Origin of the sequence: Marispirochaeta aestuarii, assembly GCF_002087085.1 — a bacterium.
In the GTDB taxonomy this organism is placed as follows: Bacteria; Spirochaetota; Spirochaetia; order JC444; family Marispirochaetaceae; genus Marispirochaeta; species Marispirochaeta aestuarii.
The window spans coordinates 138,919-154,723 of sequence record NZ_MWQY01000006.1 but is presented as its reverse complement, the minus strand read 5'-3'; the positions used below and the strand labels follow the sequence as shown (position 1 = coordinate 154,723).

The 15,805-nt window shown below is 54.7% G+C and carries 12 protein-coding genes and 1 pseudogene; 5 read left to right on the top strand and 8 right to left on the bottom strand.

Annotation, left to right across the window (positions count from 1 at the left end):
* Nucleotides 1–142 precede the first annotated feature (142 nt).
* Entirely contained in the window at nt 143–1,198 is a 1,056-nt protein-coding gene (locus tag B4O97_RS06890) for a DHH family phosphoesterase (protein WP_083049475.1), read from the top strand.
* Here B4O97_RS06890 and B4O97_RS06885 read toward each other — a convergent pair.
* The gene (locus B4O97_RS06885) at nt 1,177–2,670 is read right to left on the bottom strand and encodes a GGDEF domain-containing protein (RefSeq protein WP_083049473.1); all 1,494 of its coding nucleotides are present in this window, start codon (nt 2,668–2,670) and stop codon (nt 1,177–1,179) included. The genes B4O97_RS06890 and B4O97_RS06885 overlap by 22 nt on opposite strands.
* Before the next feature lies 1 nt (nt 2,671).
* Nucleotides 2,672–3,511: a phosphate/phosphite/phosphonate ABC transporter substrate-binding protein gene (locus tag B4O97_RS06880; protein ID WP_158084195.1), complete on the bottom strand. Its 840-nt coding sequence runs from the start codon at nt 3,509–3,511 to the stop codon at nt 2,672–2,674.
* A 144-nt stretch (nt 3,512–3,655) separates the two neighbouring features.
* On the opposite strand from B4O97_RS06880, the gene B4O97_RS06875 reads away from it, so the two are divergent.
* Entirely contained in the window at nt 3,656–5,065 is a 1,410-nt protein-coding gene (locus tag B4O97_RS06875) for a glycoside hydrolase family 88 protein (protein ID WP_083049470.1), read from the top strand.
* Between the two features lie 30 nt (nt 5,066–5,095).
* On the opposite strand, the gene B4O97_RS06870 is transcribed toward B4O97_RS06875, so the two are convergent.
* The 5 genes and pseudogenes from B4O97_RS06870 to B4O97_RS06845 form a co-directional block, all read right to left on the bottom strand.
* Nucleotides 5,096–5,563: a hypothetical protein gene (locus B4O97_RS06870; protein WP_143305578.1), complete on the bottom strand. Its 468-nt coding sequence runs from the start codon at nt 5,561–5,563 to the stop codon at nt 5,096–5,098.
* A pseudogene (locus B4O97_RS06860) lies at nt 5,458–7,803 on the bottom strand (UPF0182 family protein). The gene B4O97_RS06870 and the pseudogene B4O97_RS06860 overlap by 106 nt, the downstream one beginning before the upstream one ends.
* A 143-nt stretch (nt 7,804–7,946) precedes the next feature.
* Complete coding sequence (locus tag B4O97_RS06855; protein WP_083049464.1) at nt 7,947–8,291, bottom strand: rhodanese-like domain-containing protein; 345 nt, start codon at nt 8,289–8,291, stop codon at nt 7,947–7,949.
* Between the two features lie 76 nt (nt 8,292–8,367).
* Complete coding sequence (gene serC, locus B4O97_RS06850) at nt 8,368–9,450, bottom strand: 3-phosphoserine/phosphohydroxythreonine transaminase (protein WP_083049462.1); 1,083 nt, start codon at nt 9,448–9,450, stop codon at nt 8,368–8,370.
* A 19-nt stretch (nt 9,451–9,469) separates the two neighbouring features.
* Nucleotides 9,470–10,693: a DUF1015 domain-containing protein gene (locus B4O97_RS06845; protein WP_083049461.1), complete on the bottom strand. Its 1,224-nt coding sequence runs from the start codon at nt 10,691–10,693 to the stop codon at nt 9,470–9,472.
* Between the two features lie 163 nt (nt 10,694–10,856).
* Here B4O97_RS06845 and B4O97_RS06840 point away from each other — a divergent pair, with 163 nt between their 5' ends.
* Complete coding sequence (locus B4O97_RS06840; RefSeq protein WP_083049459.1) at nt 10,857–11,246, top strand: cupin domain-containing protein; 390 nt, start codon at nt 10,857–10,859, stop codon at nt 11,244–11,246.
* Nucleotides 11,247–12,473: an ornithine cyclodeaminase, nickel-pincer nucleotide-dependent gene (locus B4O97_RS06835; protein ID WP_083049458.1), complete on the top strand. Its 1,227-nt coding sequence runs from the start codon at nt 11,247–11,249 to the stop codon at nt 12,471–12,473. It begins immediately after the preceding gene.
* Nucleotides 12,474–12,480: 7 nt separating this feature from the next.
* On the opposite strand, the gene B4O97_RS06830 is transcribed toward B4O97_RS06835, so the two are convergent.
* Entirely contained in the window at nt 12,481–13,374 is an 894-nt protein-coding gene (locus B4O97_RS06830; protein ID WP_233142972.1) for a LysR family transcriptional regulator, read from the bottom strand.
* 114 nt (nt 13,375–13,488) lie between these two features.
* Here B4O97_RS06830 and metE point away from each other — a divergent pair, with 114 nt between their 5' ends.
* A complete protein-coding gene (metE, locus tag B4O97_RS06825) occupies nt 13,489–15,780 on the top strand; it encodes a 5-methyltetrahydropteroyltriglutamate--homocysteine S-methyltransferase (RefSeq protein WP_083049456.1) in 2,292 nt (763 codons plus the stop codon).
* Nucleotides 15,781–15,805: the final 25 nt, after the last annotated feature.

Genomic DNA, 15,805 nt, shown 5'->3' with positions numbered 1-15,805 from the left:
GAGTAGAATTAGCAGTCTGTTTTTCAGAGACAGTCGCATTTCTTTCTGTTCCTCACCGGTTTCATTCTCGGGTCTGCTATAGTATACTTGAAGTGATGTTCCCATGCTATAAGTTTTTCATAATCGGATCCGGAAAGTCCTGATGCCAGGTGGAAAGAACAGCTGGAATGCGGAGTCCGTTCTCAAGCGCCTTGAGGATATTCTGGCGGGTAAAGAGGAGCTTCTCATTCTTCTGCACACCCATCCGGACCCCGATGCCATAGCCTCCGGGGCGGCGCTGCAGCTGCTTCTTAAAGAGAAATTCAAGCTCAGTTCGAGTATTGCCTACTCCGGTATTATTGCCAGGGCGGAAAACCGCACCATGGTAAAAAAGCTCGGGATTCATCTTAAGCAGTACAATCGTATAAAACCTTCCCGCTACGATTCCATTGCCCTGATCGATTCACAGCCCGGGGCGGGAAACAACGTGCTGAGCGCCAGGGACAGGTGCACCATCGTGATCGATCACCACCCCCGGCGCAAGGATACCCTTGGAGACCTGGTGCTTATTAATCCGGAGATCGGCGCAACTGCCACTCTCCTGGTTGAACTGCTGAAGACTGCCGGGGTCGATGTCCCCGCAGATATTGCAACTGCCCTGGCCTACGCCATCGATTCGGAGACCCAGAGCATGCACCGGGAGGCTTCCGCGGAAGATATCCAGGCCTACCTGACTGTCTATACCCAGGCGAGTATTCGGAAGTACGGTGAAATAGTTAATCCCAATCTGCCGCACTACTATTTCCTGCAGCTTGGAAGGGCCCTGAATAATGCCCTGATTTATCGCAACACCATTACGACCCATCTGACGAGGATTTATCATCCCGAAATTATTGCGGAGATGGCGGATTTCTTTCTCAAGCATGAACGAATCAGCTCCGTCCTCTGCACGGGTATATTCAGGGAGAGCCTGATCCTGTCCATCAGAACTTCCAGCGAGCGGATGAACGCCGGCGCCCTGATAAAAAAACTGCCCCTGGTAAAGGATAACGCCGGGGGACACGACAGGTCCGCAGGAGGAGTCCTGTCCCTGGAGGGAATGTCCGCCGGCGAGATAAATCGCGTAGTTTCATCCCTGGTGGACTCCTTTGCCAGACACCTCGGCCATGAGGATGCACGCTGGAAACCCCTGCTGGATTATACCGATTTTCCCGCCTGATTGTGCGGCTCAAGCTCTACCCTGTTTCTTCCGCCGGATTTTGCACGGTAGAGGGCCCTGTCCGCCCGTTCAATCAGGCTTGAACCTGATTCCCCAAAGTTGTATTCGGCTATTCCGAAACTTCCGGTTGCCTGTATTTGTACGGAATATTCCTGCTTCTCCAGGAGTTCCCGCAGTTTTTCCGCATACACCCTGGCTTTTTCCGCAGAGGATCCGGGAGATATTATCATGAACTCCTCACCTCCCCATCGCCCGATCAGATCGCTGGAGCGGCTGTTTGTTTCAAGGAGTGCGGCAAGTCGTTTGAGTACCGTATCTCCGCTCTGGTGTCCGTAGCTGTCATTGACCTCCTTGAAATGGTCGATATCAAGAAGGATGACCGAAAGGGGAGTACGATAACGGAGGGCCTTTTCAATCTCCGCTGCAAGGAGCGAATCGAGACTGCGACGATTCGCAAGTCCGGTCAGGGAGTCCTTCTGGGCGATAGTCTCGATATGGCTCAGGTTGGATTGGACCGCCTCGAGCATCCGCAGCAGGGCCCCGGCAATTCTGCCGGCATCGCGGTTGTTGTTTTTCGGCATCCTTTCCAGCTGTTCACGGGTCCCATCAAGATCAATTCTCTGTTCTGCGTAGTCCATAAGGGAGTGCGTGATCCAGGAATAGGGACGAAGCTCCCGCTGCAGCAGCAGAAACAGAACAAGCAGGGTTATGATGAGTGCAAGCAGGCTGCTGGTGGTCATGGTCCTCTGCAGTTCCAGAAGCCGTATGTAGGTACTGTAATCGGTGAAGGCTATGCGAAAACCCGAGAGCACCGGGGCGTATTCTTCCGTGAAGGGAAGCGCCCGATATGCATGCTCCTGAGGGGAGATTGCCTCGTTCGAGCTGACGGGTTCGGAGTTTTTATGACTGAGCAGTATCTCGTTGGTGTCCCGGACCAGCGAGGCCAGTCGTTCCCGTGTTATGGCGATGGTAATGGTGACGTTACCCAGCACGATATCGTTGTATTTCTTGATAAGCCGGGAAACGACAATACTCTTTACCCCGTCTATTTCCGCTATTCCAAGATAACACTCATCCATGGGGGTCTCGGTAAAAAAGGGGAGTTCGGCTATCGAGTCTCCGAAGCGGAACTCATCCGGCGCCCTGGCGACCACAATGCCGTCCTGATCGCTGAATATGATTGTGTCAAAGCTCTGGGAGAAGGAGGAACTCCAGTCGTAGAGGGTGTTGTTGTCTCCCCGTTCAAGGGCCCTTCGGATCTCTTCGGGACGGGAGAGATTGATCGCCGCATTCTGCATCATCCGAAGCATCAGCTCTATTCTTGAGGCGACGGTCTGAATCTCCGAAACCTCGTAGCTTTCCCTGGCCTTTCGGATCTGTTTGATAACCTGCTGCAGACCGCCAATCTGAAGTACCGTGAGAAGGGTGAAGGGTAGTAAAATAAGCAGAAAAAGGTTTTGTCGAAAAGACATCCTATTGCTTCAAGGCCTCCCTGACACTGTCGTAGAAAGCATTGTCAAGAACTGCGAACCCCGCGGCGTTCCATCCGAGAGTCTCCTTCATGGCACGAAGGAATTGATGGTCGCCGGGCATGGAAAGCAGGGCGTCCCGGTATGCCTTGATTTTTACGGAAGGGAAGACTTCCGTGCTTACAATCGCATCGAGGGGAATCGGGTCCGATTCTGCAAGTACGGTAAAGATATCTCCATATCTGCGAATGGCGGCAGACAGGGTACCGTCGGATATGGCCCCCGCCGCGATGGAGCCGTGGCGCAGGGCTTCGACTACCCTGTCATGCTGCCTGAGGTAAAACACCTTCCTGAAATAGCTTTCCGGATCAATACCTCTCTGTTTCAGCATCATATTGGGGTAGGCGTAGCCGGAGGTGGAAGAGGGGTCGGTAAAGGCAAAAAGCCGGTCCCTGATGTCCTCAAGGGACGAGAAACCCGAGGACTTCAGGCTGACGATATTCGACCGGTAATAGGGAATTATCTCTCCTGTCCGTTCATTGCGTTCCATGTAGGTTGCCAGGTAGCGGATTCCGGGTATGACGGACTTCAGGCGAACATAGGTAAGGGTGTTGAGCCAGGCAATATCGATGGACCCCTCCCGGAAACGTAATCCCAGTTCGGTATAGTCATGACTGACGATCACGGAAATGTCGTCGCCGGTCTTTTCCGAAAGATAGTCCCCAAAATATTCCATTACCTGGTACAGTTTTGCCGGTTCGTTGGAAGGAAAAACCCCGATTTTAACTGTTTCCGCCTGAATCAGGGTCTGGAGCCCCAGTATACATGCTGCTGTTAACAGCAAAATGCGAAGTTTCATGCCTGAAGTATAGAATTATTGGTGTTTCGATGCAATTCCCGAAGCGGGAAGAAATTGACTCAGGCCCTGCGGGGTTTATACTTTGATTAAGGCAGAAGTACTGACAAATAAGGAAGGGAGATTGCAGCAATGATACAGGTGGACAGCTCGATTGTACCCCGGGATTTATCCTCCGGGGTGGATGCTTTTTTTAACCTCGCCGGGGATAAAATCCTCCGTTTGGCTCAGACCTGGAATCCCGCACAGGGAAGTCCGGTCTTTACCGTGGGCGGGCGTTATACCTCCAGGGGCTGGACGGACTGGACCCAGGGATTTATGTTCGGCAACGCTTTGTACCAGTTTGATGCCTCCGGAGATCCGCAGTTTCTGGATCTGGGCAGGAAGGGGACCATCGACCATATGGCGCCCCATGTAAGCCACACGGGGGTTCATGATCACGGGTTCAATAACGTGAGTACCTACGGCAACCTCCTGCGGCTTATGGCTGAAGGTAAAATAGAGGAGAATCCCTGGGAACGTCGTTATTATGAACTGGCCCTCAGGCTTTCCGGGGCGGTACAGGCTTCACGATGGACGGCTGTCGAAGAGGACCTGGGTTATATCTACTCCTTCAATGGTCCCCACTCCCTTTTTTCCGATACCCTTCGTTCCCTGCGGGTTCTGGCTCTGGGGCATCTGCTGGGGCAGCGGCTGAAAGAGGAGCAGGACAGGGAGGTCGACCTGCTGACCAGGCTTCTTCAGCATGCCGAAACAACCGCCCGATACAATGTCTACTTTGGAAGCGGCCGGGATATATGGGACCTCCGGGGCAGGGTGGTTCATGAATCGATTTTCAACACCCGTAACGGCAGCTATCGCTGTCCTTCGACGCAGCAGGGGTACTCGCCTTTTTCCACCTGGACCCGGGGACTGGCCTGGATACTCTGCGGCTACGCGGAACTGGCGGAGTTCTTTTCCGGACTTTCCGATGAGTATGTAGCGAAAAGCGGGATTCCTCAGCTTCCCGACAGAGAGTCTGTTGTAAACCGATGTGTGGAATGTGCCGCCGCGGTGGCGGATTTCTATATCAGTGAGACTCCCACAGACGGTATCCCCTACTGGGACACAGGCGCTCCGGGACTCGCAAAGATGCCGGGGTATCGAGACCAGGCTGCAGACCCTTTCAATTCCCATGAACCGGTGGACAGTTCCGCAGCAGCGATTTCCGCCCAGGGCCTGCTGCGGCTTGGTCGCCTGCTTGACTCTTCAGGTGATTCCGAAGCAGGAACACGCTATGTAAAAACAGGCCTGACCGTTGCGCGCTCCCTCTTCCGGTATCCCTATCTTTCAAAAGACAGGGATCATCAGGGACTGCTGCTTCACGCTGTATATCACAGGCCGAACGGCTGGGACCACGAGCCGGACAGCCCCGGTGTTCCCCGGGGCGAATCCTGCATGTGGGGGGATTACCACCTGATGGAGCTGGCGGTCTATCTGCAGAGACTGATTAATGACGGAACCTATCTCTGCTTCTTCGGTATTGGCGAAGGCGCAGCGTGACCCTCAGCCGGATGGCCGTACAGCAGGTACTCAATCCCGGGCGGTGAGTTCGTTCAGAAGTTTCTGCAGTCTCCGGAGTTCGGACGCGGCGGCGTCGAAGTCGCTGCTGCCGGTGTTCTGAATATAGGCATCAAAAGCCTCGGCGGCCTGCCGAATCAGTTCCTGCTTCTCCTTCCCGGAAGCGTCCCCTGATGCCGTCGCTGTTACCGTTTTCGACTGCCCGGTTTCTGCTTCTGCCTCCGATCCTGCGGCATAGAGTTTTTCCAGGGCTGAATCCAGGGTTTCGGCGTAGACCATGGTGTCTTTATGCATGAGTACAACCATTCGCAGTTCGGGATACGCCGCCGTCTCCGACTGCAGGTAGATCGGTTCCACATACAGCAGGGTCCCGTTTAACGGCAGGACCAGCACATTGCCGCGAATGACATTTGAACCCCGCTGGTTCCAGAGCGAGAGCTGCCCGGAAAGGAAGCTGTCCTGGTCAATCTTCGTTTCCATCTGCTGGGGTCCGAGTATACGTTGTTCCTTGGGGAACCGGTAGGCGATGAATCGCCGTAGTTCTCCGGATCGCTGACCCCGGCGATCCAGCCGATCAGCACCTGCTTGCTTTTCGGTGTATAGGGCAGCATCAGTATGAACTCAGGTTCATCCGAACCCGGTCGCTCCCACATTATGTAGTATGGTTCGACGGGCTGGACGGAATCATAATACTTCTCCGTGGCTCTGACCCAGAGGTCCTCCTGATTGTAGAAGACTTCAGGGTTCCGCATATGATACCGGGCATATACCGCTCCCTGTACCTGCAGGAAATCCGCGGGATAGCGGACATGCTGTCGGAGCTCCTCCGGCATCTCGTTTTTTTCTTTGAAGAGTTCCGGATATATCCTCTGCCAGACCCGTATAATGGGGTCTTCGCTATCGTATACTTAAAAATCAACGTCCCCGTTGTAGGGATTGACAACCCCTTTGATGGAGTTGCGGATATAGTTTGTGCCCCGCGGAAGACCTGAAAGGCTTTCCGTCAAATTGGTCCGTGGTCCTTCGCTTTCCGGATTGAAGGGATCATCGACAAAATGATCACTGTAGGGGTAGGAGTCAGCTGTCGTATAGGCATCGATAATCCAGCGCAGTTCACCGTTCACCAGAACGATATACGGATCACCGTCGAGTTCCAGAAAGGGGGCCAGATTCATGACCCGGTCGCGTATATTGCGATGAAACATGATACGGCTTTCGGCGGTGGGATAGCTCGAAAGCAGGAAACTGGTGCCGTCGAAAAGGTACCCGAAAATGAATTTCCGGAAAAGGCTGCTGATCCGGACTCCACCGTCTCCCTCGTAATGGACGTACCTGTTGCTGTCCCCTTCGGGGTAATCGAACTCCTCTTCACTGCTGTTCACCACCACGTGGGAATCGCTGCGTTCGCTGTAGTAGATTTCCGGGCGTTCGACCCGCAGTGACGCGATATCGCTTTGAGGCGGTATATCCCGGATCAGCAGTTCAGGCAGTCCCGAGGAGGTGAATTCGTTGACATTGTTCATGGCTATCCCGTAACCATGGGTGTATTTGAAACGGGTATTCACGAAGTTCCGGCTGTCCGCGGGGAGATTCGAGGTCTCCATTTCACGGGCCGCCACCATTACCGCCTGCCTGCGGCCGTTTATCATGTACCGGTCTACATCGATGTCGCCGAATTCGTAATAGAGACGTATCTCCTGGAACTGCTGATAGACGGAACTCAGAGCCCGCCAGTCCCAGAGTCTGGTATTGGCGATAACACCGCGGTTCTCCTCCGCAGTGCGACGGGTAAAGTCACCCCCTACAGGATATTCCTCTTCCCGGATGTCGTCTAACTTGAAGGCTTTCCTGGTGTACTCGATGTTATACCCTATGTAGGGTCTTTCGTAGGTCAGTTCATTCGGGGCGACCAGCAGAGACTGGGCGAGCCATGGGGCAAGCAGAAGGGCCATGAACCACAGAACCGCAACCCCACCATACAATCCAAGAACGGAGTGAATCTCCCGGGGCAGACGCTTTGTCACGAGCCTGGCCGACAGTTTACCCGTGAGATTTCGAAACGCCGGAATCATCAGCAGCACAGCTCCGGCGCCTCCTGTAAAAGCCGCGATCAGCAGTGCCGGCAGCCGTATATGGTGGTCCGTCCATCCGGGACCGCTGACCGTACCGCCGTAGGCATACATCAGGTGAAAGCGTCCCAGTATTTTTCCTGCGGAAAGGAACAGCAGAAAAAGAGCGGCGGCAATAATGAGCCCGCTGCCGTATCCCGGACCCGTCTCGTCCTGCAATTGACCATATTCTCCCCGCAGGAAATGCGCTCCCCGGGGAAGACTCGCAATAATACCCACAATAAGGCTGATAACAGCGAGGCTTATAAGAAAACCGTAAATTGTATCGATAAAGGGCAGCGTAAACAGGTAGAACCATGCATCCATGTTGAGCAGGGGATCAGTTATCCCTGAGTCTATTCTGTTGAAAAATCGCAGCACCGATTGCCATTGGGTCGAACCGATGAAGACTCCGAGGAGGGCGCCGAATCCGCTGAGGACGAGCCGGACGGTACGCGCCATTCCCGGTATGGAGAAGGTGAAGAGAAGGATAAAGAGTGCTCCGAACAGCAGAAACGAGCCTCCGCTCGCCAGGCGTGCAAAAAACTCGGTCCAGAAGCGTTCCGAATATCCCAGGGATTCAAACCAGAGTTTTTCCGCCCAGAATCCCATAAACCAGATAAAGACCGCCAGAGAAATCAGGATAAGCAATCCGGTAACGACGGGTAATTTCTTATGTTTAAGTATGCCGAGATAAATCGACCCGGCGCCCAGGGCAACGATGAGGGAAAAGAGCAGTATATACATGTTTCCCCCTAGGCGTGTGCGCCCGCTTCCCTGCCCTCGACAGGATAGCCTGCTTCTACCCAGTCCTTTTTACCTTCTTCGTAATCATACACATTGGTAAAACCCATGGTGTCCAGCTTTTTCGCTGCCGTGGGACTGGCTTTGCACGCCTTGTCGGCACAGTAGACGATGATTTCGTCATCAGGTTTGAAGCGCTGCTTCGCGATTTTACCGATTTCGCCGAACTGGATATGTTCGGCTCCCTTTATATGGAGACGCTGGAACTCCTTTTCCGCCAGAACTTCTATGAGATGTATATCTTCGTGATTGTCGAGTTTCTTTTTTAAGGTTTCGCGATCAATAGTAGCGTACATAGTAACCTCCCGATTGTTTCGTGTACTACATACAAGCTACTAATGATCACGGCGGGATTCAAATGGCGGGCGTCCCTTAGCCTTTTTCGGCGGCGAAGTCCTTCATCAAGTCGGCCAGAGCCCTGGCTCCCTCCAGGGGAAGGGCGTTATAGAGGGAGGCCCTGCAGCCGCCGACGTCGCGGTGGCCTTTGAGGCCCAGCATGCCCTTGTCCTTTGCCCTGGTAATAAACTCTTTTTCCAGCTCCTCAGAGGGAAGCCTGAACACGACGTTCATCCGGGACCTGACGCTCTTTTCCACCGGGGATGAGTAGAAGCCGGGGTTCCCGTCGATAACCGAGTAGATGGCTTCCGCTTTCTGTGTGTTGAGCTTTTCGATTCCCGCGACTCCTCCCCGTGCCTTGAGCCACCTGAGCACCTTGTTTATCGCATAGATCGCAAAAACCGGCGGGGTGTTGTAGAGGGAGTTCTTTTCGGCGTGGATTTTGTATCGCAGGTATGCCGGCAGGTTTTCCGGGGATGCGGCGGCCAGGTCATCCCGGATAATTACCACGGTAACTCCTGCCGGGCCGATATTCTTCTGGGCTCCCGCGTAGATGAGTCCGAAGTCCCTGACATCGAAGGTCCTGCTCAGGATGTCGGAAGACATGTCCGCCACCAGCGGGATGTCGCCGGTTTTAGGGAAAGCCTTCCACTGGACTCCGCCGATGGTTTCGTTGGAGGTCAGATGGAGATAGGCAGCGTCATTTCCCGGTTTCAGGGATACGGGGTCCGGCAGGGCTGTGTAGCCTGAATCCTTCCCGTCCCAGAGTATTCGTACCTGACCTATGGTTCGTGCATCGCTTATCGCCTTCCCCGCCCAGCTGCCGCTCTTTACATATTCCCCGACGGTCCCGGGTTTCAGCAGGTTCATGGGGACCATACCGAACTGCAGGGTGGCACCGCCGCCTATGAAGAGAACCTTGTAGTTTACCGGGATTCCCATGAGTTCGTGAAAAAGCTCGATGGTCTCTTCATGGACCCTGTCGTACATGGGGCTGCGGTGACTGGTCTCTATCATCGAGAGGCCTTCTCCGTGGTAGTCGGCTATCTCTTCTTTCAGCTCCTCCAGAACCTCCACGGGAAGGGTCGAGGGGCCGGCGTAAAAGTTGTATTTTCTCATCTTTTTTCTCCTTCTGTTTTTAGAACTCATGAACAAGAAGCCCGGAACGCAGCTTCGGGGCGAACCAGGTTGACTTGGGAGGCATGACCATTCCGGCGTCGGAAACCCGCATCAGCTCCTCGACGCTGACGGGATAAAAGGTAAAAGCCGTACCCCCTTCCCGGTCTACCCGTTCAGCCAGCTTTTCCGGACTTCCGATCCCCCCTTCAAAGTCGATCCGCTGGGAACTCCGCTGGTCCTCGATGCCCAGGATGGGCTCAAGAAGAAGCTTTTCAAAGCGGGAGAGATCCAGGGCGGAGACCGGATCTGTAGAATCGGTCTGCGGGTTTTTGAACGCCAGCCTGTACCAGCTGCTCTCCAGGTACATGTGAATCTCCCCCCTGGCTTCAGGGTATCCTCCGCCGGCGGGAGTAACCAGAAAATCCGCTTTCAGGGCTGATAGAAGTTCCCCGGGCGTTTTCTCGCCCAGGTCCCGTACATACTTGTTGTAGGCAAAGATATTCAGCTGATCCGACGGAAAAATAACCGTAAGAAAGCTGCTGAACTCCTCCGATCCGTCAGCTGATATTCCCTGTGCGAGCATATGGGCTTTTACCCGGCTGGCCCCTGCGGCACGGTGGTGTCCGTCGGCTATGTAGAGGGATGGAACCTCCCGAAAGGCCTCCTGGATCTGTGCCGGGTTTTCACAGCGCCAGATGGTGTGGCGGATGCCGTCGACGGCGGTAAAATCAAAAAGAGGCGTTCCGGAACTCTCCTGTTCCAGCAGACGGGCGAGGGGTTCTGTCCTTCGATAGGTTAACAGCACCGGTCCTGCATGGGCCCTGAGGGTCAGCATGTGGCGGACCCGATCGTCCTCTTTGGCCTTTCGGGTAAACTCGTGTTTTTTGATGGTGTCGTTATCATACTCGTCTACGAGGCAGCAGCCGGCTATACCGATCTGCTCCCTGCCGTCCATTTCGAGGCGGTAAATATAAAGGGAGGCCTCGTTCTCCTGAACAAGGACACCCTCTGTTTTAAGGGCGGAGAAGTTTTCCGCCGCCTTTTCGTAGACTGCATCGTCGTGGATATCCACGGAATCAGGCAGATCTATCTCCGGGCGTACCACGTGCAGAAAGCTGTATCGGTTTCCCTCCGCAAGGCTGCGGGCCTCCCGGGTGGATACCACATCGTAGGGTACGCTGGCCAGCTTTGCCGCATACTCCGGCAGCGGCCGCAGGGCCTTAAAGGGTCGGATTGATGCCATAAACGGGTTCCTTGCAATGTAAATCTCAGGCTGAGACTACCAGTGATCGTGCATTCTAGTCAAATAGAAGGACTCCCATGGAAATGATTAATCATGAAAATGTACCCACTTTTCCTCTGCCGAAAAGCCGGGTACAATTCCTGGGTGAATCCAAGGAGGAATCATGAGCACGGGATACCAGATACAGACGGAACCTTTTATTGTACCCACCACGGACGGAAAACTCATCGAAGAACACTTCGGCAGGGCCTCCTCCGGTGAAGAGGCCCTGAGCATTGCCCGCATGGTGGCACCCGCCGGCTGGAGCGAACCGCCCCAGCGGCCCGATTTCGATGAGTACACCCTGGTCCTGCGGGGAAAAAAGGAGGTCACCGTCAACGGAGAACGGATGGTACTCTCCGCCGGAGAGTCCATCAAGGTTAATGCCGGGGCCCTGGTGCGTTACGCCAATCCCTTCAGTGAAGAGACGGAGTATGTTTCGGTCTGTTTTCCAGCCTTCTCGCCGGAGGCAGCCCATCGTCAGGATGAATCAGAGTCAGCCAGGAGGAACTGAATGGAACCCCTCACGATTATCAGCGAAGGCCATCTGATAGACAATGGCCTCCTTTCGGAAATCCTGAACCTGATTATAACGGAAGGATTTGATTACACCATAGACAATTTTCATTTTGGAAAACGTCCGGAAAATACTTCCCGAATAGAGATCTCAATTTCCGGAGCGGAGCCGAAAGAGCTGCTGCTTTCCAAACTGACTCCTCTCGGTGTATTTGAGAAGGGCGCCAGTGAAGGGGAATTCCATGTTGTCGACCGGGACAGGCACGCCCCGGAAGGCTTTTACTCCACCACCAATCACCGGAGCGAAGTGTTTACGGGAGGACGCTGGGTACCTGTGGAGGAACAGCGGATGGACGCGGCTGTCGTCAGATCCGGAGACCGGCTGATATGCACCAAACTGCGGGACCTGAAGAAGGGAGATGAAATCCTCTGCGGCAGCGATTCTGTTCGTGTTTATCCCCCCAGGATCGAAGGAAAGGCGGAGAGTTTTTCCTTCATGTCCAACGATGTCTCCTCGGAACGGAGCTACGCCGTTGCGGCGGCCCGGATAGCGGAAGATCTGAGGCGCCTGAAGGAGAGAGGCGGACGTACCGTTGTTGTCTGCGGACCTGTAGTTGTCCATACCGGCGGCAAAGAGGCTCTGGCCGCGATGATCCGGGAAGGCTACATACAGGGGTTTCTTGGAGGCAATGCCGTAGCGGTTCATGATCTGGAGGATTTTTTCTACGGGACTTCCCTGGGGGTTGATACGAAAAGCGGGGAACCCACCCATGGAGGACATAATCATCACATGCGGGCCATTAACCGTATTTACGGTTACGGTTCAATCCGGGGAGCCATAGAAGCGGGGGACCTTACGGGAGGTCTCATGTATCAGGTGATTAAATCCGGAATCCCCTACTGTCTGGCCGGCTCCATCAGGGATGACGGCCCGCTGCCGGAAACCGTGAACGATATGATAGAAGCTCAGCGTCAGTACGCCGAAATCATGAAAGAGACGGACTTGCTGCTGATGCTTTCCAGCATGCTTCACTCTATCGGAACGGGGAATATGACTCCTTCCTGGGTAAAAACAGTCTGCGTGGATATCAATCCGGCGGTGGTTACAAAACTTTCCGACCGGGGATCGGGCCAGGCAATCGGCGTGGTCAGCGATGTGGGATTTTTCCTGCGGGAGCTCTGCAGTCAGCTGGGGATTGAGTACAGTGTTCCTGTAGTATCCTGATCAGTTCTTACTGCTGACTGCGAGCCTGCTCCAGAAAAGCCTGTACATAGTCGATATCGGCGTCAGTCTCACGTATGCCGATAAAAAGCTGCTTATCGACTCCGGACTCTCCCAGACGTACCGGAAAAACGGGGAATTTTCCGGCATTCTCTTCCACCAGCCAGCGGGGCAGAGCTGCCACACCCCGTCCGCTTGCGACCATCTGCAGCATTATCTCCGTCGTTTCAATCAGTTTGTGCCGCCTGGGACTGATTCCGGCAGGGGTCAGAAAGCATGTAAAGATATCCAGTCGTTCCACATCGACCGGGTAGGTTATCAGTGTTTCCCGGGAGAGCTGTTCCGGCTCGACATATGCAGCAGTGACCAGCGGATGGTCAGCTCCCACCACCAGAACCTGCTCGTAATCAAAGACCGGTTCAAAGAGCAGCCCCTTTTTGTACAGCGGGTCGGGGGTGACCAGCAGGTCGATATCATAACTGAACAGGGCGCCGATACCGCCGAAGAGAAACTTCTGTTTGACATCCAGATCCACCGAAGGCCATGCGGCCAGATAGGGGGCGGCGATTTTTAAAAGCCACTGGTAACAGGGATGACATTCTATGCCGATGCGCAGGGTGCCCCGCTCCCCTCGGGCATACTGCTCAAAGCGTTCCTCGGCATGTTCAAACTGGGGCAGAAGGCGGTTGGCAAGTCTCAGCAGGTACTCCCCCGCCTGGGTGGGATACAGGCGGCGTCCTTCCCGGCGCCATACCTGAAGACCCAGCTGATCTTCAAGTTTGAGGATGCTGTGGCTGAGGGCCGACTGGGTGAGATTCATTTTCCCGGCGGCCGCCGTGAGGGAGCCGTGGATGTGGACGGCCCGCAAAATCTCCAGGTGAATCCGTTCAAGTATGGCTGCCATACGTGTTCTCCTATGTATGAATAAAAAGCATGTATGACTGAAAATATATCATTTTACTTCATGGATTATAAGCAAGTATACTCCCTGCATGAATAATCGGGCACAGGAGTTGTTATGGTAAAAAAACATAATCTCGGATATCCCCGTATCGGTGCAGGGCGGGAACTCAAAATTGGTCTGGAAGCCTACTGGAAGGGGAAATCCTCCCTGAAGGAGCTGAAAACACTGGGTGCGGACCTGCGGCGACGGCACTGGCGGGATCAGTCGGGTCTTGACCTGATTCCCCTGGGTGATTTTTCCTTTTATGATCAGATCCTTGATATGAGTTTTACCCTGGGAAATATCCCAGAGAGGGTGAAGGCCTACAGCGGCGATATGCTGGATACCTGTTTTCGCGTGGCCCGGGGACGTTCTGCTCCGGCTGCGGATGAGAAAGCCGGATTCTCCGGGATCAATGCCGGCGAAATGACCAAGTGGTTCGATACCAATTACCACTACATAGTCCCGGAGTTGAGCGCTGATACCGGCTTTACACTGGATGCTTCCCGGCTGTTGCAGGAACTGGCGGAGGTGAAGTCCCTGGGGATTACTGCCAAACCGGTAATTACGGGGCCCCTTAGCTATCTTTCCCTGGGAAAAACAAAGGACGGGTCTGATAAACTCGACCTTCTCTCGGGAATTGTCCCGGTTTATGGGGAGCTGCTGGAGCTGCTTGCAGGAGAGGGGGTGGAATGGGTGCAGATCGATGAACCGGTGCTCGTTACCGAGCTCGATGCTGAATGGAAGGATGCCTTTCGCAGAGCCTATGACGGGCTGAAGGAATCTCCGGTAAAACTGCTGCTGACAAGCTATTTCGGCAGGCTGGGGGAAAACCGTGAGCTGGCTGCGGAACTTCCGGTTGCGGGACTGCATCTGGATGCGGTCAACGGACGTGACGACATAGAGTCCCTGCTTCATATACTTCCGTCCGACCGGATACTCTCCCTGGGGGTGATCAACGGCCGTAATATCTGGAAGACCGACCTGAATACTGTGCTGGACTGGCTTGAACCTCTTGCCGAACATCTCGGCGATCGCCTGTGGATAGCACCCTCCTGCTCGCTGCTGCATGTGCCGGCAGACCTCGAAAGGGAAGAGAAGCTTGACGGGGAGATCAAATCCTGGCTTGCCTTCGCCCGGCAGAAGCTGGAAGAACTCTCCCTCCTGGCCGCGGCCCTCAATCTGGGGCGGGATGCGGTCAGGGATGAACTGGATTCAAACCAGGAAGCCGTCGAAGCCCGGCAGAATTCTCCCCGGGTCAGGAATCCTGCGGTACGCGAGGCCCTGGCGGGTATAAGACCGGAGATGGGCTGCCGTAAAAGTTCCTACCCTGTAAGGGCGGCGGTCCAGGCCCCGCTGCTGAAGCTGCCGAAATTTCCAACCACCACCATCGGGTCCTATCCCCAGACACCGGAAATCCGCCGGGTTCGCCGACAGTTCAGAACCGGGAAGATAAACCGGAGCGAATACACCGATGCGATACAGCGCGAGATTGCCCGTTGTGTCCGTGAACAGGAGGCTCTCGGGCTGGATGTTCTTGTTCACGGTGAGGCGGAGCGTAACGACATGGTGGAGTATTTCGGCGAACAGCTCGACGGTTATACCTTCAGCGATTTCGGCTGGGTACAGTCCTATGGGTCACGCTGCGTTAAACCGCCGATTCTGTTCGGAGACATCAGCCGCCCGAAAGCCATGACTGTGGACTGGATCACCTACGCCCAGTCACTGACTGATAAGCCCATGAAAGGCATGCTGACAGGTCCGGTAACTATTCTCAACTGGTCTTTCGTACGGGACGACCAGCCCCGCTCGGAATCCTGCCGGCAGCTTGCCCTTGCTATCCGTAAAGAAGTGCTGGACCTGGAGAAAGCGGGTATCCGGATAATACAGATCGACGAGGCGGCCCTGCGGGAAGGGCTCCCCCTGCGCAGATCAGAGTGGCAGGAGTACCTGGATTGGGCGGTGGAATGCTTCCGGATTACCGCCAACGGAGTCGCCGATGAAACCCAGATTCATACCCATATGTGCTACTCGGAGTTCAAGGATATTATTGCCTCCATTGCCGATATGGATGCCGACGTAATCACCATCGAAACATCCCGTTCAGACATGGATCTCCTCGACGTCTTCGACCGTTTCAACTATCCAAACGGGATCGGTCCAGGGGTCTATGATATCCATTCTCCCAACATCCCCGGGGAGGATCACATTGTGGCATTGATGAAGCAGGCCGCCCGGCGGATCCCGGAGGAACGGCTGTGGGTCAATCCGGACTGCGGTCTGAAAACACGCCAATGGGAAGAGGTTATTCCTTCCCTGACCAACATGGTTGCGGCTGCACGGAGGCTGCGCATAGAGACTGCCTGATGATTTCGGAAGCGCGGATATCGTA

Excerpts from the sequence above, each read along its gene's own strand:
- B4O97_RS06845 (WP_083049461.1), bottom strand. The coding sequence starts at position 10,693 with ATGGCATCAATCCGACCCTTTAAGGCCCTGCGGCCGCTGCCGGAGTAT.
- B4O97_RS06855 (WP_083049464.1), bottom strand. The coding sequence starts at position 8,291 with ATGTACGCTACTATTGATCGCGAAACCTTAAAAAAGAAACTCGACAAT.
- B4O97_RS06885 (WP_083049473.1), bottom strand. The coding sequence starts at position 2,670 with ATGTCTTTTCGACAAAACCTTTTTCTGCTTATTTTACTACCCTTCACC.
- B4O97_RS06835 (WP_083049458.1), top strand. The coding sequence starts at position 11,247 with ATGGAACCCCTCACGATTATCAGCGAAGGCCATCTGATAGACAATGGC.
- B4O97_RS06830 (WP_233142972.1), bottom strand. The coding sequence starts at position 13,374 with ATGGCAGCCATACTTGAACGGATTCACCTGGAGATTTTGCGGGCCGTC.
- B4O97_RS06890 (WP_083049475.1), top strand. The coding sequence starts at position 143 with ATGCCAGGTGGAAAGAACAGCTGGAATGCGGAGTCCGTTCTCAAGCGC.
- B4O97_RS06870 (WP_143305578.1), bottom strand. The coding sequence starts at position 5,563 with ATGGAAACGAAGATTGACCAGGACAGCTTCCTTTCCGGGCAGCTCTCG.
- serC (WP_083049462.1), bottom strand. The coding sequence starts at position 9,450 with ATGAGAAAATACAACTTTTACGCCGGCCCCTCGACCCTTCCCGTGGAG.
- metE (WP_083049456.1), top strand. The coding sequence starts at position 13,489 with ATGGTAAAAAAACATAATCTCGGATATCCCCGTATCGGTGCAGGGCGG.
- B4O97_RS06875 (WP_083049470.1), top strand. The coding sequence starts at position 3,656 with ATGATACAGGTGGACAGCTCGATTGTACCCCGGGATTTATCCTCCGGG.
- B4O97_RS06840 (WP_083049459.1), top strand. The coding sequence starts at position 10,857 with ATGAGCACGGGATACCAGATACAGACGGAACCTTTTATTGTACCCACC.